This window comes from Nocardioides seonyuensis, from assembly GCF_004683965.1.
GTDB classification, from domain to species: Bacteria; Actinomycetota; Actinomycetes; order Propionibacteriales; family Nocardioidaceae; genus Nocardioides; species Nocardioides seonyuensis.
The window spans coordinates 3859856-3879914 of record NZ_CP038436.1; the positions used below are offsets into that span (position 1 = coordinate 3859856).

A 20059-nucleotide genomic window follows, 5' to 3' on the forward strand; every position below is an offset into this window, starting at 1 on the left:
AGCCGAGAACCGGCCATGATCAGCGGAGTCCAGGAGGCGATCCTCGACGGCTCCATGCTCGTCGCCCTTCCTATCGCGATCGCCGCAGGCCTCCTGTCCTTCTTCACCCCCTGCTCGCTCCCCCTCGTCCCGGGCTACCTCTCCTACGTCGCTGGAATGGCAGGAGCTGAATCTGCGGTTGCACATGAGCCGGGCCGAGGCACTCCTGTCCGCCGGTCCCGCACCGTGCTGGGAGCTGCCCTGTTCGTGCTGGGATTCTCTGCGGTGTTCACCAGCTACGGGGTGGCCTTCGGCTCGCTCGGATCGCTGATGCTGGCCCACCAGGAGACGATCTGGCGCGTGGCTGGCGGGTTCACGATCGTGCTGGGGCTGCTGTTCGCGGGCGGAGCGGACCGACTCCCGCTGCTCGGTCGCACTGTGCGTCCCAGGATGACCCCCCGACTCGGGCTGGTCGGGGCGCCCGTGTTGGGTGCTGTGTTCGCTGTCGGCTGGACACCGTGCATCGGGCCGGCTCTGGCCGCCGTGCTCACCCTTGCCACCACCTCGGCCACTGCCGGGCGGGGCGCGGCCCTCTCACTCGCCTACGCCCTCGGCCTCGGGCTGCCCTTCCTGCTGGCTGCCATCTCCCTGACCCGGGCGACCCGCGTGTTCGCGTGGGTACGCCGCCGATCCCTCTGGATCACCCGCGGAGGAGGCGCGTTGCTCGTCGTCGTCGGCGTACTCCAAGTATCGGGCGTCTGGTCGCAGATCGTCGCCGCCGTACAGACACTCGTGGTCGGTTGGCAGGCCCCACTGTGAACGCTCGGATCCCGCGGGGCGCGGTCGTCGGCGTGCTCCTGGTGGCGGCGCTCGTCGCTGCGTGGATGCTCTTCGTGCGGCCTGATGCGCCCGAATCCGGCTCGGCCGGCGGGTCACCCAACGCCACCGATGTGGTCCAGCAGTACGAACCAGGTGACCGGCGATCGATCACCGCTTTCATCGCCTCGCTGCTCGACGGCACCGAGTTGAACAGTGAGGATCTGCTCGGTCGGCCCACCGTGGTCAACTTGTGGGGCTCGTGGTGCGTTCCGTGCAGAGACGAGGCGCCGGACCTCGTGCGCGTTGCCCGCGATTTCGAAGGCCGAGTCCGCTTCCTCGGTCTCAACGTCCGCGACAGCCCCGACGCGGCGCGCGCGTTCGAGCGGGCCTTCGAGGTCCCCTACCAGAGCGTGCATCCAGACGACAGTGCCCGCACGATCCTCGCCTTCAACGGAGCACTCACAGCCGCCGCCATTCCCACGACGGTCGTGCTCGACAGCGAAGGCAGGGTCGCCGCGCGCGTCGTGGGACAGGTCGATGCCACCACCCTACGAGGCCTCATCACCGACGTGCTCGACCAGACCACAAGGCCAGCGGCCGGTGCGCGAGACTGAGGTTCCGAGGGCTCCCCTCGCGCTCGGGGCCATCTAGGGCCGCCGCATCGCGGGAATGGCGCTGGCCGCCCACGGTCGCGCCAGCCCAGTCATTGCAACAACAGGACCGACGGGCTCAAGGGCTGTCGGAGCTGACCGGCCGAGAGCCGCCTGGCCGAGGGGTGGCCAGCTTCAAGCCCGCGCGGGGGGCGCAGTCAGGGAGCAGCAGTCCCTCGTTGCTGCTTCGATCGCCGGCGCCAACGCCAGTCCCACTGGGACCGAAAGCGCCACGACCGAAGCTACGCCCACCAGGAGTCCCGCCCCTCGCCGAGGCGGCGAGGGCGTAGCGGTCAGGCGCCGCACGCGCTGCAGGGCAGCAGTGTCGCTGGCGGCCAAGGCGGCCTCGGGACGCACTCCAGTGCTCAAGGCCACCAATGCCTTAGCCAGGACCCTGCGGTCTTCGACGCCGGAGGCCGCATCGTCAGCGGTCATCTCCAGGAGGACTGTCACCTGTTCGTGGGCCGCGGTAAATAGTGGAACCCACGGGAAGGTCCGCGTGAGTGCGTCGGCGTAGGCGAGCGCGAGGTGGTGTCTAGCCCGCAAGTGTCGATGCTCGTGACCGAGCACCAGTTCGCGTTCACGGTCGGTGAGGATCTCGAGAGCGGCGGTGGAGAGCACCACGGTGCCCGATCCTCCGGGCAGGCAGTAGGCGACGGGTACGGCGTGGTCGATGACGGTGAAGCCATCCGGATGCGGGCTCCCCACGAGAAGAAGTGCATCACGCTGTGATCGGCGGACGCGCGCCGTGCGCCAGTAGGTGCACGCGGTCGTGGCCGCGAGCATGGCGGCGCACAACGCGGCGATACCGAGGCTGGCGACGCCCGGCAAGATTCCGAGCGGGGTCTCGTAGTGCTCGACGACGGTGATGGTGTGTGCGCCGAGCAGGTAGGCCAGAGAGAACCGCATCGGCAGGAATGGCAACGCAAGGGCGACCGCGGCCAGCAGGATTGCCAACACCACGGACGTGGACACAACCTGCCACCCCAGAATCGCTGCGCGGGGAGCACGCGTCGACCAGGGTCTGCGGAGGAGCCGGACACCCACGACACCGACGGTCGTGGCGTAGGCGAGCAACAGGAGCGCCGCGATCACGTGAGCTACTCCACTCGCTCGGTGAGGGCGGCCGCCTCCCCTGGTTCCATCCGGCCCACCAGGTGCATCAGCGCCGCGGTGCGGTCGTCGCTCTCGGCCAGCACTTCCTGCAGCATCTCCGCGGTGTATTCCTCACGCGTGGAGGCGGGCACGTAGACGTAGGCCTTGCCGTGCTTCTCCCGCCGGACCAGTCCCTTAGAGTGCAAGTTGTCCAGGACGGTCATGACCGTGGTGTAGGCCAACGGCCGTTCCTGACTGATGTCCTCGAGCACCTCACGCACCGACGCGGGCTTGCCAAGTCCCCATAGACGCTGCATCACCGTGGCCTCGAGCTGGCCCAGCTGTCTCACGGGCGGTCCCCCTGCTCCTGGTGGATGTCTTCACTACGACGGCCCATCGTAGGCGGAGTCGCCCCGCGGGTCTCTTCCGCGCGAGCGAGGGCGCCCAAATAGTTGTTGTACGCCGTCAGCTCGCGGTCCTGTCCTCGAGCCTCCCGTCGATCGAACCGTCGGCGCTCTCGTCCATCCGCGCGGACCCACGACACGAGGAGGGCCGCTGCCATGACGGCCAGCGGGTACTCCCCCAGTGCCCACCCCAGTGAAGCTCCGAGGTACTGGTCGTCGGCGAGACTCCTGCCCCAAGGCCGACTTAGAGCCTCGAACCACTGGCGCGCCAGCACGGTGCTGGTGGCCATCAGGCTCACGGCGAAGAGCGCATGGAACCCGAACGTGACCATGACGAGGAGGACGCGCAGCGGATAGGGCGGCCGACGAAGTCCGGGATCGGAGCCCACCACGGACTCAGCGAAGAGATAGCCCGCCAACAGAAAGTGGAGCGTCATCAACACGTGGGCGGTGTGGGACTCCAGCGATGCCTCGAACAGCGAGGAGGAGGAGTAGAAGACCACCATGCTGACCACGAACATCACCGCCGCCACGATGGGGTGGCCCAACAGCTGGACCGGCAGCGCGTGCACGACCCCAAGCAGCCATTCGCGCGGCCCCTGAGATCCGTCGTCGCGACGGCGGAGCGTCCGCAGAGCCAGGGTCACCGGGGTGCCGAGCACCAAGAACACGGGCACGCTGGTGGCGATCGTCATGTGCTGGACCATGTGCATGCTGAAGAGGACCCGCCCGTAGGCGCCAGGCGCCCCGTTGGTTGCCCACAGGAAGAGAAGGCATCCCACCACCCACGAGGTCGTGCGCCACCACGCCCACGCCGCGCCGCGTCGACGCAGGCGGCGCACCGACCAGAGGTACCAGGCGATGCCAGCGACCCCGAGGGGCAGGAACAGCGTGTCCAAGTCCCAGGACGTGAACCATCCAGCGGCGTCCAACGGTTCCGGGAGCGAGCGCCCCAGCAACGACTCCGACGCGGTGAGTGGCCGGGCGCCGCCGTCCGGGGCGGGTGGCGCAGTACGACTCAGTGCGACGCCGAGGCCAGCGGTGCCTGAGAGCACGGCCAGTTCCACGGACACCAGCCACCAGAACGCCCCCGAGTCGCCCGCCTCCAGCCTTGCCATGGTGCGACGGCGCTGCCACCATCCGGCCCCGGCCAAAGCGCTGACGGCGGTGAGTTTCATCCCCAGCAGCAGGCCGTACGGAGACGCCACGGAAGCGATGGAGGGAAGCCGCAGCCACGCGGCGAACAAGCCGGACATCGTCACCAGGACGACGCACCATCCCGCAAGCGTGGAGTAGCGGCGAACCGTCGGCCCCAGTCCCCCTCCCAACTGTCGGCGCACCACGACCAGCGACACAAGCCCACCCATCCAGACGGCGATGCCGAGCAGGTGGAACATCTGGAGGTTGACGGCCTCGTCGTGATTGAGAATGCCCGCAGCGTGGCCGGTGAGGGCGATCGGCCATAGTCCTACCACTGCGATCACGGTCGTGACTCCGACGCCGCCCATGCGCGAGGACATGGCACAGCCAAGCGCCACGAGTGCGGCGAAACCGGCTCCCCAGAGGGCGTACCGGCCGAGTTCAAAGCGCACGAAGAAGAAGACTGCCTGCTCGGTGAAGCCTGGAGCGTGCAGGGCCGTGCCTGAAACATCCGAGTAGACCAGCACGATCAACAATCCGCTGGTGAGCGCCCAGGCTGACGCCGCGAACTGGGCCAGCGCAACCAGCCTCCGCTGTGCGCCACTGAGCTTGTTCAGCTCTGCCTCGCGCGCGGCGGGGACGCACGTCGTGGCCAGAACCAGGGCGCCGACGGTCGTCAGAGCGGCGACGTCGCGAAGGGTCTGGACGAGTGGCAGTCCCACCCGGGTCGCGGCGCCGGGGTCGGGCAGACCGACGATGCCGAGCGGTGCCAGAGCGCCTACCAAGCCAGCCGCGGTGAGAGCAACGGCCACTGCCCACGCGGGTGTAGCCAGTGCCACAGCTGCAGCTCGCGCATGGTTGCCGATCGAGGCACTCATGCGTCGGGGTCTCGCTTCAAGAGCCGCACTGCCGCGAGGACTGTGAGGAGGAGCAAGGACAGCACGGCAACGGCAGCGGCTACCAGGCCCCACGGGATGTCGCTGTCGTCCCCGCCGGAAGGGGGTGAGGTATGGGCTTCCTCTCCCGCAGGTGTCGGCGCGGCGCTGGTGCGCTCCTCCCTCGGCGCATCGGCGGTACGTACGGTGAATGACGATTCCCCCGCGACGGGATGGCCGTCCTTGGAGACCACTCGGAACGCGGACCGCCAGCGCGACACCGTGCCGGGCTGTGCCGCCAAGGAGGAGGGCACCGTCGCGACCAAGATGCTGGCGGACCGTCCGGCTGTCACCTCAAGGGTCGTGGGTGCACCGCCGTCAACTTGCACGGTCACCGTACTCAGCCCGGGATCCATCTCCTCGGAGAACTCCAAGGTCAACTCACTGGGGACCTTCTCGAGCCCAGCCCCATCGGCGGGATCCACCGAGATCAGGTCGGTGTGCGCCGCCGCCGGACCGGCGAGCAGGCAAGCTGTCACGACCCCGACCATCGCGGCGAGGAGCGCGGGCACCCACCGCACGCGCACGTGGCTCACCATCGTGCCCTCGAGATGAGGTACAGCACCAGAACGGTAGCAACCAACGAGACGAGTCCGATGATGACCGTCGAGAGGCCGGGTCCAGAAACATCCATGAAGTCACACTCCTGCGTATGAGTGGAGGCCCGGGATCCACAGGTTGACCCCGAAGAAGTTGAACAGGAAGGCCAGAAAGCCAGACACGGCGAGCAGCGATGCCCCGCGGCGCCAACCGCTCGTCGACAGCGCGTGGAGATGGGCGGCGTAGAGAACCCAGGTGATGAAGGCCCAAGTCTCCTTGGGATCCCAGCCCCAGTAGCGTCCCCAGGCGTTTTCGGCCCAGACCGCACCGGCGATCACGGCGAAGGTCCAGATCGGGAAGGCAACCAGGTGGACGGTGTGCGCCAAGGAAGCGAACGGGTCGTCATCGCCGCCCCGCCCGCGCCGTATCAGGTGGGCAAGCGTCGCGATCGCCCCTAGGGTGAAGAGCGCTCCCGCCACGATCGCCGCGGCCACGTGCACGACCAGCCAGCGTGAATTCAGCACTGGCACCAGGTCGTCCACGGGCGTGTAGAGAGAGGTAACCGACACGCCCAGCAGCACCAGCACCACGGCCACCAGCCATGCCGCAAGACCACCCACAGGCCGACCACGCAGGTAGGCGAGGAATACGACCGCGACCGCTGCCGAGCCGGTCAGGCCGAACTCGTACATGTTGCCCCACGGAGCCCGCCCCGCGGCAAACCCCCGGGCCACCACCGCCAAGCACACCAGCACCGTGCCGAGCACCGTGAAAGCGGTGCCCACCTGGCCGATGCCCCGGGCGCGGCCCGATATGCGCGAGCCTGTACTCGTGGAGCTGTCACGACCCGGCGGCGGGCCACCGGCCGGGACTGTGAGCAGGGTGGCCCGCGACACGGCCGGGCGCGAGACCGCCGCTGAGACGGCATACAGGGCGAGCGCCAAGGCAAACACGGCCAGGGCCGACGTGACGAGACCGTCGGAGACGCTCCCCAGGTCGAGCTGTTTCATCATCGATCCTCCTCTAGGCCGCCGGCGTCTGTCGGCGGCAGACCGACGGCCGCGGCCACATCCGTCAACTCGCCGGGTGGCAATGGGCGCCGCGACAACGAGCGCCCGGCCACCTCGATGGTCCCGTCGCTTGCCCGCCGCACCCAGATCCGTCTGCGACGTACGGCGAGCGAGGCGGTGAGACCCGTGAGCAGGAGGATCGCCGCTACAAGTGAGATCTCCTTGCCCGGGTCGCGGGCGACCTGGAAGTTGGCGAACCGGGAGACACCGCCAAATGTCACCGACCCCAGCCCGTCTGGCAGCTGAACGGTCTGGCCCAGAGCGAGCGACACCCGCCACGGCTCCCCGTTCCCGCGCTCCACCCTTTCCAGGTCGGTGAAGTCGAGGGTGAAGACCGATTGCGGGCTGCCCTTGTCCAGACCGAGGTCCCCGAAGTAGGCGGTGAGCTGGACGATCGGGTTGGCCAAGTCGGGATAGGCCGACACGCTCATCCCCTCTGGGCCGTTCACCGCCGTGGGAAGGAAGAGACCCTGGAAGGCCAAGGACGTTGGTCGGGCGTCCGGCGCCTTCACCACTCCATCGGAGGTGAAGGCCTGATCCATGGGCAGAAAGATGGTCGGCCCCGACGCCGCTACGTCACCGTTGCCGTCGCGCACGGTCAGCTGCGGCGCATAGCCGTGGCCGGTCAAGAAGAACTTCGTGCCGTTGATGTCCAGCGGCCGGTTCGGCCGAACAGCGAAGGTGCCGTCACCCTCCTCAGCGCTGCGGTAGGACACCGTCGCCTCGAATGCGCGCGGCTCTCCGAACCGTGGCCCGCTGTTCTCGAACTCGGCGACGAAGTCCTCGAGCGTCAGGTCCAGCGGCTCGAGGCCTGCAACGTCGGCCCACGGTGCGGGAGTCATTGCGTCGTACGAGGAGGCCACGTTGGCGAACGTAGTGTCCTCGACGAGCGCGACCCGCCCCTCGTAGCCGAACAATCGACCGCCTGCTACGCCGATGAGGAGCACGAGCAGAGAGAGGTGGAAGGCCAAGTTGCCGAGCTCACGGACCTGGCCCTTCTCGGCCCGGACCTCGTCGCCGTCGCGCAGCACCCGGAAGCGACGACGGCGGAGGTGGGTCACCGCAGTGTCCAGGGCAACGTCCACGTCACGCACGTGCCCGCTCCGATATCCGGCCTCCTTGGACAGACGTCGCGGTGCGGCCGGCGGCACCGAGCGGACCTCATGCCACAGCCGAGCACACCGGGGCACGACGCATCCGGTCATGGAGACTAGAAGGAGCACATAGACCGCAGCGAACCACGGTGCGCTGTAGACATCGAAGAGCGACAACCGATCCAGCCACGGCGCAAGCTCTGGGTGCTCACGGTAGAAGTTGGGCACGGCCGAGGGATCGCTGGCAACGCCTCGCTGAGGCAGCAACGACCCGGGCACCGACGTGAGAGCAAGCAGGATGAGCAGCACCACCGCCGTGCGCATAGCCGTCAGCCGGCGCCAAGCCCAGCGGCTCCAGGCCACCAGCTCCGAAGGCCCGCCAGGGTCTGTCCCGCGGACGGGCGCGGGACGGTTCCCCTCCGCGACATCCGTGCCACCGGTCCGGTGCGCTCCTCGAGACTCCACCACCACATACTATCTCGGATAGTAGATGCTCTGTTCAGGAGGTCGAGTGGTCATCACTGGAGGCGAGCGGGCGGCTGCGGCCATTGTCGGTGGGCTCGCCCTCGCTGCGGCATTCCCGCCCTTGTCTGCGCCGTGGCTCGCACCCCTCGGCCTGGTTGCCTTCTTCCTGGCTGTGGGTCACTGGGGCGTTCGCGCCGGGTCCCTGACCGGGTTCGTGTTCGGCCTGGCGTTCTTCGGCCCCACCCTGTGGTGGCTGGCGCAGGCGATCGCCCCTGCAGCTTGGGCGGCGATAGTGGCCCTGCAAGCGGGCTGGCTCGCACTGCTCGGTGCCGGAGTGGTGCTCGTGCGCCGTCTGCCGTACTGGCCCATTTGGGCGGCCGCCCTCTGGACTTCCGTCGAGGGGGCGCGGTCCGCAGTTCCCTGGGGCGGCCTGCCCTGGGGCCGCGTCGGCTACACCGCTGTAGAGACCCCATGGGCCGCCTCGCTTGCCCTGGTGGGTGTTGCTGGGACGAGTGCGCTCGTGGCACTGGTCGGTGCCATCCTCGCGGCAACGGTCGAGGCAATGCGCGAAAGACGCCCGGCGCTGGTTCTCACGCGCCCCATGCTGGTCTCATGCACGGTCGCCTCTGGTCTGCTCCTCGCGTCCACGACAGTCCTCCAGACGGGGCACGCAGACACCGAGTCTTCCCGGCGAAGTCCCACAGCGAGGGTTGCCGTAGTCCAGGGCGAAGTGCCTGGCACCGGCACAGACGTCGTCTCCCACCACCGCCAGGTCACCCGCACCCTGCTCGACGAGACGCGTCGACTGGCCCAGCTCCTCGGCCCCGAAGAGCCGCCTCCCGACCTGGCCGTGTGGCCGGAGAACGCCACCGCCGTGGATCCCGCCGCCGACTCCACGGCTCGAGAGGCGCTCCTCGCCGCAGCGGAGGCATCCCAGGCCCCGGTGCTGGCCGGGTCGGTGGTGGACGGCGTTTCTCCCTCGACGGCACTCAACCAGGGCATCGTGTGGACGGCCGACGGCGACCAGGGTCGCTACACCAAGCAACACCTCGTGCCGTTCGGCGAGTACGTCCCCTTGAGGTCCCTTGCGAGCCGGGTCTCCTCACGCGTGTCGGACATTCATCGCGACATGTTGCCCGGTCCTCCCAGTTCACCCCTGAGGGCGGGCGGACTCGTGCTCGCCAACGCCCTCTGCTTCGATGTGGCATACGACGACGTCCTCCGAGAACAGGTCGCCCAAGGCGCCCAGTTGGCCGTCGTCCAGACAAGCAACGCCATGTTCCTCGGGACGGGACAGCAGGAGCAGCAGTGGATGATCACCCGTGCGCGCGCCATCGAGCTCGGGCGCCCCATCGTTGTCTCCTCGATGAACGGCATCTCCGGTGCAATCGCATCCGACGGAAGTGTCATCACGCGATTACCTGGCGTACGCGCAGCCAGCAAGATGGTCACGGTGCCGTTGATGACGGAGACCACTCCCGCCGTGCGCATGGGCTCGTGGCCGGCGCGCATGGTCTACGTCATGGCTTTCGTGGGGATCCTGACTGCGGGGATTCGTGCTAGCCGCCGCAGAGGGCAATGAACTCAACGCGCCGTTCGACCGTGTTCGGCTCTTCGTGTGGTTCCGTGCCGGTTCGCGCCTGGAGGAAAGGCAAAGTCCGCCGCAGCGCCCGAGGAAAAGTGGCCTCCTCATCGCGACGGCCGCCCGCGTGCGCTGTTGGGACTTCTCCGAACCCCCATGCTGATCGGGTTCTCCCAGTACACGGTGACGTGTACGTGGTCCAGGTGATTGGCTGTGACGGAGCCAGCTCGAACGCCTCGATCGACTCTGCGCAGGCGGTGCGCCCATCGTCGAGGGCAACGGTCAGTCCCCAGTGACGCCCTACCCGTTGCGGTTGGCCCAGCAGGCTACTCCCGGCCAATCAACTCCCGTGCCTGCCCGTTAGAGGACGGGGATACTTCCGCCGAGCGCGGCTTGTTGCTGGTCTCCTGGGTTGGGTTGGTACACATTCCGGACTGCCGTGCCTGGAGTCGCGGAGTCTTCTCGAGGAGTTCCAGCGACTACTGCGTGACGAACTCCGTAACGTAGAGATCCATAACCTCACCGTGGTAGAGCTCCTCAATCTCAGCGGCGAGCTCCTCCTTCAGCTTCTTCCGCTGGTTGAGGTCAGAGAGCTCTGCGACGGTTCGGCCTGAGAACATCTCTATTGTGGCGTCGAGAGCTCTGCTGCCGTCCGCTTCCTCAGCCTCAACTGTGAGTTGCAGCGCGATTGCGATCCGCAGATAGCTTCCGGCTGCGAGGTTCAGCTGGATCGGCTCGAGAGTGACGACCTCGCCCGCGACTGGCTCAGGATCCCCTTCAGCCTTCGGCTGGAGGACGAGAAAGTACGCTGCGGCAGCGACGGCGAGGAGGGCGACGATCGCGAGGATCTTCTTCTTGCCCTTCCTCGGCTCGTCGTCGGGCGTCGCAGACTTGGTCATAGTGGTGCTTCCTGGTCAGAGGGTCCCGGCGAGTCATCGCTGTTGATCAGACCGATCGGCCCGGGCACACTGTTCTTGAGGACTTCGAAGGCAGCCTCTTCGAATCGAGCACATCCGGGCCGACGTCGTCGACCGCGGGTGCGATTAGCGCCTTTGCCGTGGTCACCTTCGCCAACGGTCGACAACATCGGGGTCACGTGCCGGTGTTCCTCGCGGTCGGAACGGGCGCGCTCGTGGCCTATTGCGTCGTGTTCCTGGGCCAGGTCGTCGTCTTCGTCCTTGCCGCCAAGATCGTGGCGACCCGCAAACCGATCGCAGAGGTTCTGGAGCGCTGGGAACACATCTTGTTCCCGCTCGTCCTCATCCTGATTGGCCTCGTCATCCCGATCGAAGGCGGCGCGTTCGGTCCTCGGGACCGGACAGCAGAAGCAGCAGTGAATGATCACGCGGGCCCGCGCCATAGAACCCGGACGCACCGTCGTCGTCTCCTCGATGAACGGCATCTCCGGTGCGATCGCACCCGACGGAACAGTGATCACACGACTGCCCGCCGCAGGCGCAGCGAGCGCGGTGGTTACCGTCCCTGTGATGAGCACGACGACTCCCGCCGTCCGCATGGGACGGTGGCGGGGCGCGCGTGGCCTACGTCATGGCTTTCGTAGGGATCCTGACTGCGGGGATTCGTGCTAGCCGCCGCAGGCGGCAATGAACTCAACGCCCCGTTCGACGGTGTTCAGCTCTTCGTGTGGTTCGGTGGCGGTTCTTGCGCGGTGGATGGGCGACGTCAGTGAATCGCCTCGCAGTAGGGCAAGCTCGAGTGGACGTGACAACCGCAGATTCAGTACACGGTGACGTGTACGTGGTCCAGGTGATTGGCTGTGACGGAGCCACGGTCGGCCATACTCCGCCAACCCTCGCCCGCGCGTTCCACGGACCAGATCTTGCGGGCGTGGATCAGGTACTCGATGCCAAGTTCGCCATAGTTGGCCCGGAGGAAGTTGGCGACCTCCCAGCCTGTCGCGCCGCTCACCATGATGTCCATGGCGCGACCCTGCCCGTGCTCACCGTCGCTACGCCATGTCCCGTAGGACGTGATCTCTGGCCAGTTCGAACACACGGCATCGAAGATGTCATAGAGCGAAGGTCGCCCGGCGTCTATCGCAGTGCCGTTGGCGCACACCCCCCCGAGGGACGGACCTGTCTCCGGCGGGGCCGGCTTCTCAGCACTGAGGTAGGCGGCCGTGACCCAGCGGGAAGTACCGCCGATGACGATTTCCGCGCGGTCAGCCTCGCGGCGTCCGGTGACAAGAACGTGCTTTCGCTCCTCAACGAGGCCGACCTTGGCGGCATCCTGACCAGGGCCGTTCCAGAGGTTCAGATCCGCGGTGGTCCAGAGCTTCGAGTCGGCGCCTCGTACGGCGCTCAGAGTGGCGCGAGCATCCATCAGCCCGGTCCTGTTGCGGCCTTGTGCGTTCCCGACCCCACGTCGCGAGCGGGCTCTGGTACCAGCGGTAGATCGCGTCTGCGACCGTGACACGGTGAGGTCCCGCCGGTGCACGAGGGCCGTGTGGCTCGGGAGCGTGCGTGAGATCGTGGAGCCGACCGAGGACGCCAGAAGATCCTGGTCGGACGTGCCGGGTTCGGCGTTGAGCACGCCCATAGTGACGGCTGACAAGGTGGCGACGATGGCGACAGGGGCGGCCACCAGGGCGGCCCGAGAGAAACTGCCGGCAGGGGTTTCCCGCTTGTGGCGATGCTGAGCCACGGCGCTGATCCTTTGCTGTGTGCTGACGGGGGAGGTGCTGCCGCTTCCAGGGGAACCGGCAGTCCGGAGCGCGGGCACGATCACCGAGTGAAGCACAGCAACCCCAGCCTGTCTCAATCTGCACCGAGGAACCCGTCATCAATGCTTGATGAGTGAGCCGCTCCATGACTTCGGGGATCTTCAGCAGCAGGGTCTATCTCCACTCCTCGCGCTTCGTGGCTCTTCAAGCGCGTTGGGGTCGGCGAGCAGACAGCCCGCCAGGACGTCGAGCCAGGCAACCGGGCCAATGGCACCTCGTCGAACCCGACGCGTCCGGCATTTTGCAGAACATCTTGCAACCACAATGACGTAGCGGCGTCTTCGGGAGCTAGCCGGCGGGGAGTACGGCACTCCCCCGGCGACGTGGCGCGACGCGACGGACGACCACGGAGCTGTCCATACGGACGTCAGTGATTCGCCACCGGTCACGTTCTTGACCCACCCAGACGACAGTGCCCGCAGGCTTCGGTCGCTGCGGCGGGTCACCACAACATCGCTGACAGAGGCGCGTGCTCCGTTAGCCAGTTGGATCTCGTTGGCGCCGTCCGCCCCTTCGAGGACCAGTCGCTCGGCTCGCGTCCGTTCGTTGAGCACGTACAGCGTGTGCCGGCTCGGTCACGAGAACGCTGGCTAGGCCACCCTGAGTGTCGACACACCACGCCTCGTAGACGTCGTCGAGCCTGTGGTAGGTATCGCCCTCCCGGATCCGATGCTCACGGGCGTAGGTGGAGATCACGTCCACATTGCCGCTTCGCAGATCCATTTAGGCTGCCTTCTCCCACTCGTTGCGGGTGCGATGAATTGCTGGGAGTTGCGCGGCGTCTGGGCGTTTGGTCCACCCAGGAGCCCGAAGGCTCCGCCAGCGTCGACCGACTGCACTGGCTCGGGTCCCAACTAGGAGGACCTTCGCGCCGGCAGCCGCAGCTAGCCCGCTGATCCGATGGAGCGTCGTAGTCCCGGCCAGTGTCGCCTCGTCGACGAGCACGAGTTGGTTGGCGCGGAACCCCGCGTTTCCGTGGCCGAACTCGTGGAGCCACTTAGCTGTGTTATCGCAGCGACTCCGAGGTCGTCCGCCAGGGCTTGGACAGTGCGGCCGAAGGCGCCAGCCCCACGACGTTCCCCTGCCCATCCTCGGCCAGCCAAGTGAGTCGGAGCGCTCGCATCGCGGTGGTCTTTCCGGCGCCAGCGGGGCCGGCCATCAGACCAGCCGTCTTGTCCCCCTGGCCGAGAGAACTTGTTCACCGTGCCGCTCGAAGACCAGGTTCTGCTTCCCATGTTCCAGTTCGAGGTGGCGTCATCGCGTCGTGGGACACTTCGCGCATGAGAACTGCCGCGACGGGGTTGCGCTGGGCGCGCGCAACGACTGTTGCGACGGCAGCGACGGTGGTGGCTCTCGCTGCACACCTCGGTGCCGACGGGTCCGCTCCCTCGTCTCCGGTGCTGGCGTTCCTCGTCCTTGCCCTGACGGCGGCACTCGCACCGTTCCTCGCCCGTCCGGCCTCCAGCACACGGATCGTCCTGCTCACGGTGGTCGGCCAGTTCGTCGCCCACGCGACCCTCACGCTGGCAGCCGCTCAGGAGAGCGGCGCGAGCAGCCCTACTCACGTCATGTCAGGTGGAGCGCTGGGGGGTGCCCACCACGCCCACGCCAGCACGACGGCGGGGAGCAGCGTCGTGACTCAACTGTCCGAGCTGGTCTTCGCTGCTGACGCTCGCATGCTGCTCGCCCATACCGCCGCGGCCGTCGTGGTCGGAGTGTGGCTCGCGGCCGGCGACCGAGCCGTGTGGACCCTCGCGAGCCTCATCTGGCGCGCTCTGGTCCTGCCACTGCTGCCGCTACCAGCCTCGCCCGCGCCGGTGCGAGCAACGGCCTCGGGTGCGCTCGGCATGCTGCTGCCGCGCATTGAGGTTGGAAGCGTCGTACGCCGCGGACCACCACACCTCCTTCCCGTCTGAGACTTCCACACGCCACCCGCCGACTGGTACCCCGCACCCCGGCGGCCGTCGGCGCGTCCCGTCCCGCCAGGCCCTCCGGGCCCACCGAGGAGACCCATGACCCAGCTCGACCCGCGCCCGCCCGCGCAGCCAGCCCCGCCACGCTCCCAAGCCCGCGCCAGGTCCGGCGGCTGGTTCCGCGCCGTGTGGCGCTGGCACTTCTTCGCCAGCATCGTCGTCGTTCCCGTCCTGCTGGTGCTCGCCACCACCGGCCTCATCTACCTGTTCCGCTTCCAGCTCGAGCCACTCCTGCACCCGGACCTGTTCCACGCGAACCAGCCAGCCGGGATGGACTTCACCCAGCCCTACAGCGCCCAGCTCGACGCCGCCGAGCGGGCCTATCCCGACGCCACCCTCCTGGCGCTGGCGGAGCCTCGGACGGAGGAGCGCGCCACCGTCATCACCGCCGAGATGCCCGACGGGTCACCCCGCGAGATCTTCGTCAACCCGTGGGGCGCCGACGTTCTCGGGTCGCTGAACCCCGACACCACCCTGAGCGGATACGCCGTCCGTCTCCACGCCGACTTGATGTCGGGGGTGTGGGGTGACCGGCTCATGGAGCTCGGCGCCTGCTGGGCCCTCGTCACCGCTCTGCTCGGCTACTACCTGTTCTGGCGCGGACGCCGTGCCCGTTCGCGCAAACCGAAAACCCTGAGGTCGTGGCACGCCCGCATCGGGGCCGTGGCCGGCGTCGGGTTGGTGACTCTGCTGGTCTCCGGGCTACCGTGGACCGGGTTCTGGGGAGCCCAGGTCCAGGAGCTCGCCACCAACCAAGGCACCTCCATGTGGAGCCTCGACCACGGCGCCGAGTCCAACCCCGCCTCCACCCTCGATGAGTCCCTGCCGCACAGCCACGCGGTGCCCTGGGGGTCCGGGAAGACGGAGGTTCCCCAGTCGGACGACGAAGGCCACGAGGGCGCCGTCGCGAACGTCGACACCGCCATCGAGGTCGCGGCCGGTGAAGGACTGCGGCACCCGATGACGGTCGCGCTGCCCGACGGTGACGACGGCGTCTTCTCCGCCATCGGCTATGCCTTCGACGCACCCTCAGACGAGCAGACCGTCCACGTGGATCGGTTCGGCGGCGAGGTCGTGTCGACCTACGGCTACGACGACTACCCGCTGCTCGCCAAGGTGGTCGCCCAAGGCATCGGCCTGCACGAAGGCCGCTCCCTCGGCCTGGTGACGTTCTGGGCCTCCGCGCTCATGTGCGGAGTCATCATCGCCTCGTGCGTGACCGGCCCGCTGATGTGGTGGCGGCGCCGCCGCGGCGCTGGCCTTGATGCGCCCCGCGGACGGATGCCGGTTGCGGGGTCGCCATGGCTTCTGGCCGGGCTGGTGGTGCTCGGCGTGCTGCTGCCGTTCTTCGGGGTGACGCTGCTCGCCGTCCTGGTGTTCGACCAGCTGGTGGTGCGCCGGCTGCCGGTCATGACGAGGTGGCTCGGCGCGCAGTAGGCGAACCGCGAGGGTGCTCACAGGATGGCGGGACAGATGACGGACCGGGGGTTCCCTGCCCGCCATCTGCGGGCCACGTCCCGGTCTCCTTCCCCCTCCCCGACCGGATGCTCGCGCGTTGAAGGGTGGAATCACCGAACAAGTCGCCCCACCTGGTTGCCTAACGTCGTCGTACGCGCGCTCACGACGTGCACGACCCGACGAACCGCGGTGATGCATGCCAAGAGTCCGAGTCTGATGGAGTCCCACGCGAGTATGGGAACGATCAGGTTCATCCAGCCGGGCGCGCCGTGCACGACTGCCTCCGCGACTACGTGCATCGCCATGAGAAGGGTCGCAGCCAGAAGAGTCAGCCCGGCCGCTGTTCGCCAGCGCGGAGCCGCCGCACGCACACGTGGAATCGAGACGTTGGCGGGTGCGTTCAACTGGAGGTAGTCGTACACGCGCGCCACGACGAACACAACGGGCAGCATGACCAGAAGAAGCATGATCTCCTCCGCGGTGCGGGAATGGGGCTCCCTGCGTACGCCTGCCCACGACGCGGGACGGCATGTCGCGCCCGGTCCTGTGGAGAAGCCGGGTAACGGCGCTCTATGGACCGGCAACGGCTGGAGAGCTGAGGTCGGCCGAAGGTCGCACCGGGCGTTGCGCTACGGCAGCGCGCGCTCGGCGTAGGGCGAGCAACGCACGCTCGCGGTCGCTCTTCTGGGCATCGTCGTCCACTCCCCGACCGACCGGCTGGTCGGAGACGATCCGATAACGGTCTCGATAGGCGGCCACGGTGACGACTTCCATGAGCCATGGCTCCCGCACATCGATCTCACGCGGCGTGCTCCCGAGACCGTTAACCCACACTGCGCCCGAGCCCAGCGCTTCCTCTGCGAGAACGCGTGCCCTCGATTCGATGAGCGTGGCGCGATCAGCAATCGCTTGCCGATCCTCAGGAGCCATTGGTCCGAGCGGCTCTGGGATCAATCCGGCAATGAGCCGGGGTCGCGCGCGATTCCCCCGTGGCCCCAAGGCAGCAACCTTCTCCAAGCGATGCCGAAGCACAGCAGCCAGATCATCGGCGTCATCAAGGCGGTGCTGACTCACAATGCGCGGCATCAGCCGTTCGAGGTCGTGGTGGTGTGCCTCCGCGCGCCGCAGGGTCGCCGACAGCGGGCCGAATGCCGTCGACTCAATAACGGCGGTGTGCTGCTCATCAGTCAGCCCTGAGCGGCGCAGAAGGTCGGCGAAGCGATCGTGTTGCGCCGCGGCCGCGATCATCTCGAGCTCCGCGGCAAGCTGGGCGATGGATGCGTACTCCTCATGCTGGGCCTCGATCGTCTTGTGTGCCGATAGGCTGGCACCGCTGTGCTGGAGCACGCCGTACAGGACGGTCCTGGCGCTGATGTCCTCGGTCTTGGGAGGGGTGTGGCTGTCGTCTGGTTGGTCGAGGGCGACGTAGGCAATGTTCGAATCGCGACCGCGCGTCATTGAGACATAGAGATTCTCGCGCGTCGTCGACGGTGTAACGACCACATGCGACGTGTCGACGGTCATGCCCTGGGCGCGGTGGGCGGTGACGGCGTACCCGAGGTCGAGGTGTTGTGCCACATAGTCGGCCGGGAGTACGGCACTCCCCTGGCACCCTGGGTCGACGCGACGCAGTACCACGGAGCCGTCCTTGCGGATGTCGGTGATGCGCCACCGGTCACCGTTCTTGACCCACCCCGACGACATCGCACGCAGGGTTCGGTCGTTACGGCGAGTGATCACGACATCGCCCACCGAGGCGCGCACGCCGTCGGCCAAATGAATCTCACAGCCTTCGTCCGCACCGTCGTGGACCAGGCGTTCGGCTCGAGCCCGTTCGTTGAGGGCACGTACAGCGTGGGCCGACTCGGTCAACAGCACGCTGGCCAAGCCAGCTTGGGTGTCGAGGCGCCAGGACTCGTAAGCGGAGTCGATCATGCGGTCGGTGTCGCCCTCTCGAAGCCGGTCATGGCGGGCGTAGGTGGAGATGACCTCGGCGTTGCCGCTGCGTAGGTCCAGGGTGGCTGCCTTCTCCCAGTCGTGCCGGAAGCGGTGGATCAAGGTGAGTTGCGCGGCGTCGGAACGGCGGTCGACAAGCAGACCGAACGCTCCGCCGGCATCGACCGACTGCAGCTGATTCGGATCTCCGACCAACAGGACCTTGGCTCCAGCTGCCGATGCGATCGCGCTGATCTGATCCAGCGTCGTGGTGCCAGCCAATGTGGCCTCATCGACGATCACGAGCTGGCCGGAGCGGAATGCCGCGGCTCCGCGGTCGAACTCATGAAGCCACTTAGCCGTGTTGTCGCAGGCGATTCCCAGGTCGCCCGCCAACGCCTGGGCAGCCGCGGCGGAAGGCGCCAGCCCGACCACGCTCCCTTGCCCGTGTTGAGCCAGCCAGGCGTGGCGCAGTGCTCGCATCGCAGTGGTCTTGCCGGCCCCCGCAGGTCCGACCAGCAGATCCAGTTGCCGGCCCGAGGCGGCGATCGCTTCGAGGGCAGCGACTTGCTCGACACTAAGGGTCTCGTGTTTGGCAACGCGATCCACGATTGCGCGTCCCACAGTAGGCGCGCCCAATACCTCGGACCGATCGAGCAGCCGCGTCTCCGCATCAAGCACGCCGACCGAGGAGTACTTCACCGAGTGTCGTGGCCGGAAGACGCTGGTGCCATCCGGCCTGCGGAAGGCAGCGGGGCTTGGCGCGAGTTCGGGCGGGGTGAGGGCGATCGACTGCTGCTGGGCGGCGTCGACGATCATCGCGACCACGGCCTCGCGATCCGTCGTACTCGCGAAGCGCAGGTCCATCGTCTGCTTCGATGCCTCGGCCATCACGTTCCAGTGGGTCCAGGTCGAACGCTTGAGACTGACCTTCGCGACCACGTCCGCGCCGAGGGCATGTATGGCCGGGAGTGGCACTTCGTCGGCGACCAGCGGTTCGGCGGACAGCTCTCCCAGCAAACCCGTCGCCATGGCCGTGGCATCACACCCCAGTCGGTCGCTTGCACGCTGACGCCACTCCGCCGTGAGTTCGGCCAGCGACCGGATCTCTTTCGGCGGTCGTGTCGCGAGGGTGGCGGTAGCCCGCAGTTCGACGATCTTCTTCTCCGAGGGCATACGGCCGTGCGCAGCGACGTACTCGTCGATGAGTCGATCCTTCTCGAGGTCGATCTCTCGACTGCGTGACGAGAACTCCCGGACGAGATCCTCACCAATGCCGGCGATCTCCCACTGCGCGTTGCGGTCGGACCCGCGCTCGCGCAGCTCCCACTCCACGCCGAGCTCACGCGACAACCTGTCGGCGAGAAGCGCGTTGTAGTGAGCCGACAGCGCCGTCACAGACGCGAAGACGGGGCGACCATCCAGGCTGCGCCAACGGCCATCGAGCCATGCCTGGACTTTGTTGGAGACGACCAGATGCGTGTGGAGCTGCGGATCACCGGCCCGGGAGTCGTAGTGGTCGTACGCCACCGCAGCCACCCCGGCAACCTCAACCTGGGCGACAGCCCCGTCACCCCCCGAAACGCCCGCTCGGGTGGCAGCCACCTCCCGCTCGAAGAACTCGAGTATGTCCGCCACGGCAGCATGATGCGCTTCGACGATTCGCTCCTGTGTCGGGGCATCAGCCAGCCCCCACAACACCGAGACCGACTTCGGGACGCTGAAGGTCAGGTCGAACCCCGCGACCGCATTTCGGGCACCAGCGGCAGTCTCCTCGGCTTCGATCCGGCTGGTCTCGGCGGCGCAGTCCGCCAGGGTCATCTCGGGATCGAGCGCGTCGACACGCTCCTGGATGCGCTCGGCAACAGGCCGGTACCTCGCGTAGGCGCGGCCTAACTGCTCCCCCGTCAGCGGATCCCTGCCCATGCCGATCAGCAGGGCGAGCTGCGCCTCGGCCACCTCCATGCCAGGAGCCAGCTGACCGCTGCCGAGACGTCGTACGCCTGACCCCATCCAGCGCCCCGGTGGGGTGCCGGCCTCGGTGTAGTAGCGGGTGAGCGGAGTCGACAGGGCGCGGTTGCCGTCACCGACCACAACGCTTCGCAGCAGATACCGGTAGCCGTTGCCCGCTGACATGCGACGCAGCGAGACAGTCACGACCGCTTCCGTTCCACACG

The 20059-nt window shown here is 67.7% G+C and carries 16 protein-coding genes and 2 pseudogenes; 6 read left to right on the plus strand and 12 right to left on the minus strand.

All coding sequences use genetic code 11. The features are described from left to right. The first annotated feature begins 15 nt into the window (after positions 1-15). Together EXE58_RS18755 and EXE58_RS18760 are read left to right on the plus strand one after the other, a co-directional pair. Positions 16-798: a cytochrome c biogenesis CcdA family protein gene (locus EXE58_RS18755; protein WP_135269249.1), complete on the plus strand. Its 783-nt coding sequence runs from the start codon at positions 16-18 to the stop codon at positions 796-798. Beyond that, positions 795-1412 (plus strand): TlpA family protein disulfide reductase, encoded by a 618-nt coding sequence (locus EXE58_RS18760; protein WP_135269250.1) that lies wholly within the window; start codon positions 795-797, stop codon positions 1410-1412. The genes EXE58_RS18755 and EXE58_RS18760 overlap by 4 nt, the downstream gene beginning before the upstream one ends. 171 nt (positions 1413-1583) lie before the next feature. Here EXE58_RS18760 and EXE58_RS18765 read toward each other — a convergent pair whose 3' ends face one another. From EXE58_RS18765 to resB, 6 genes are all read right to left on the minus strand, one after another. Further along, the gene (locus EXE58_RS18765) at positions 1584-2543 is read right to left on the minus strand and encodes a M56 family metallopeptidase (RefSeq protein ID WP_135269251.1); all 960 of its coding nucleotides are present in this window, start codon (positions 2541-2543) and stop codon (positions 1584-1586) included. A 5-nt stretch (positions 2544-2548) separates the two neighbouring features. Continuing rightward, complete coding sequence (locus EXE58_RS18770; protein WP_135269252.1) at positions 2549-2893, minus strand: BlaI/MecI/CopY family transcriptional regulator; 345 nt, start codon at positions 2891-2893, stop codon at positions 2549-2551. After that, positions 2890-4872, minus strand: a complete 1983-nt coding sequence (locus tag EXE58_RS18775; RefSeq protein ID WP_167289009.1) for a bifunctional copper resistance protein CopD/cytochrome c oxidase assembly protein — start codon at positions 4870-4872, stop codon at positions 2890-2892. Before EXE58_RS18775 ends, EXE58_RS18770 begins: the two co-directional genes overlap by 4 nt. A gap of 89 nt (positions 4873-4961) precedes the next feature. Continuing rightward, complete coding sequence (locus EXE58_RS18780) at positions 4962-5561, minus strand: copper resistance CopC family protein (RefSeq protein WP_135269254.1); 600 nt, start codon at positions 5559-5561, stop codon at positions 4962-4964. A gap of 99 nt (positions 5562-5660) precedes the next feature. Continuing rightward, positions 5661-6575, minus strand: a complete 915-nt coding sequence (ccsA, locus tag EXE58_RS18785; RefSeq protein ID WP_135269255.1) for a cytochrome c biogenesis protein CcsA — start codon at positions 6573-6575, stop codon at positions 5661-5663. Then, the gene (gene resB / locus EXE58_RS18790; RefSeq protein ID WP_135269256.1) at positions 6572-8050 is read right to left on the minus strand and encodes a cytochrome c biogenesis protein ResB; all 1479 of its coding nucleotides are present in this window, start codon (positions 8048-8050) and stop codon (positions 6572-6574) included. Before resB ends, ccsA begins: the two co-directional genes overlap by 4 nt. A 187-nt stretch (positions 8051-8237) precedes the next feature. Here resB and lnt point away from each other — a divergent pair, with 187 nt between their 5' ends. Beyond that, positions 8238-9773 (plus strand): apolipoprotein N-acyltransferase, encoded by a 1536-nt coding sequence (gene lnt, locus EXE58_RS18795; RefSeq protein WP_167289013.1) that lies wholly within the window; start codon positions 8238-8240, stop codon positions 9771-9773. A 479-nt stretch (positions 9774-10252) separates the two neighbouring features. Here lnt and EXE58_RS18800 read toward each other — a convergent pair whose 3' ends face one another. After that, a complete protein-coding gene (locus EXE58_RS18800; protein WP_135269258.1) occupies positions 10253-10672 on the minus strand; it encodes a flagellar basal body-associated FliL family protein in 420 nt (139 codons plus the stop codon). 155 nt (positions 10673-10827) lie between these two features. On the opposite strand from EXE58_RS18800, the pseudogene EXE58_RS20420 reads away from it, so the two are divergent. After that, positions 10828-11079 (plus strand): annotated as a pseudogene (locus tag EXE58_RS20420) (cadmium resistance transporter); the annotation flags it as partial. 431 nt (positions 11080-11510) lie between these two features. On the opposite strand, the gene EXE58_RS18810 reads toward EXE58_RS20420, so the two are convergent. The 3 genes and pseudogenes from EXE58_RS18810 to EXE58_RS20530 all read right to left on the minus strand — a co-directional run. Beyond that, positions 11511-12437, minus strand: coding sequence for a VldE C-terminal domain-containing protein (locus tag EXE58_RS18810; RefSeq protein WP_135269259.1), 927 nt, complete (start codon positions 12435-12437; stop codon positions 11511-11513). An 802-nt stretch (positions 12438-13239) separates the two neighbouring features. Beyond that, a complete protein-coding gene (locus EXE58_RS20525; RefSeq protein ID WP_135269260.1) occupies positions 13240-13605 on the minus strand; it encodes an AAA family ATPase in 366 nt (121 codons plus the stop codon). Next, positions 13568-13675: pseudogene (locus tag EXE58_RS20530) on the minus strand (AAA family ATPase); the annotation flags it as partial. The pseudogene EXE58_RS20530 and the gene EXE58_RS20525, both read right to left, overlap by 38 nt. 121 nt (positions 13676-13796) lie before the next feature. On the opposite strand from EXE58_RS20530, the gene EXE58_RS18825 reads away from it, so the two are divergent. Together EXE58_RS18825 and EXE58_RS18830 are read left to right on the plus strand one after the other, a co-directional pair. Beyond that, complete coding sequence (locus EXE58_RS18825) at positions 13797-14432, plus strand: hypothetical protein (protein WP_135269262.1); 636 nt, start codon at positions 13797-13799, stop codon at positions 14430-14432. Positions 14433-14528: 96 nt separating this feature from the next. Beyond that, entirely contained in the window at positions 14529-15926 is a 1398-nt protein-coding gene (locus tag EXE58_RS18830) for a PepSY-associated TM helix domain-containing protein (RefSeq protein WP_135269263.1), read from the plus strand. A 131-nt stretch (positions 15927-16057) separates the two neighbouring features. Here the strand turns inward: EXE58_RS18830 and EXE58_RS18835 are convergent, their stop codons facing one another. Beyond that, positions 16058-16414 carry a hypothetical protein gene (locus tag EXE58_RS18835; protein WP_135269264.1) on the minus strand — a complete coding sequence of 119 codons (357 nt, stop codon included), beginning with the start codon at positions 16412-16414 and terminating at the stop codon, positions 16058-16060. Positions 16415-16517: 103 nt separating this feature from the next. Beyond that, the gene (gene mobF, locus EXE58_RS18840) at positions 16518-20039 is read right to left on the minus strand and encodes a MobF family relaxase (protein WP_244242320.1); all 3522 of its coding nucleotides are present in this window, start codon (positions 20037-20039) and stop codon (positions 16518-16520) included. Between the last annotated feature and the right edge of the window lie 20 nt (positions 20040-20059).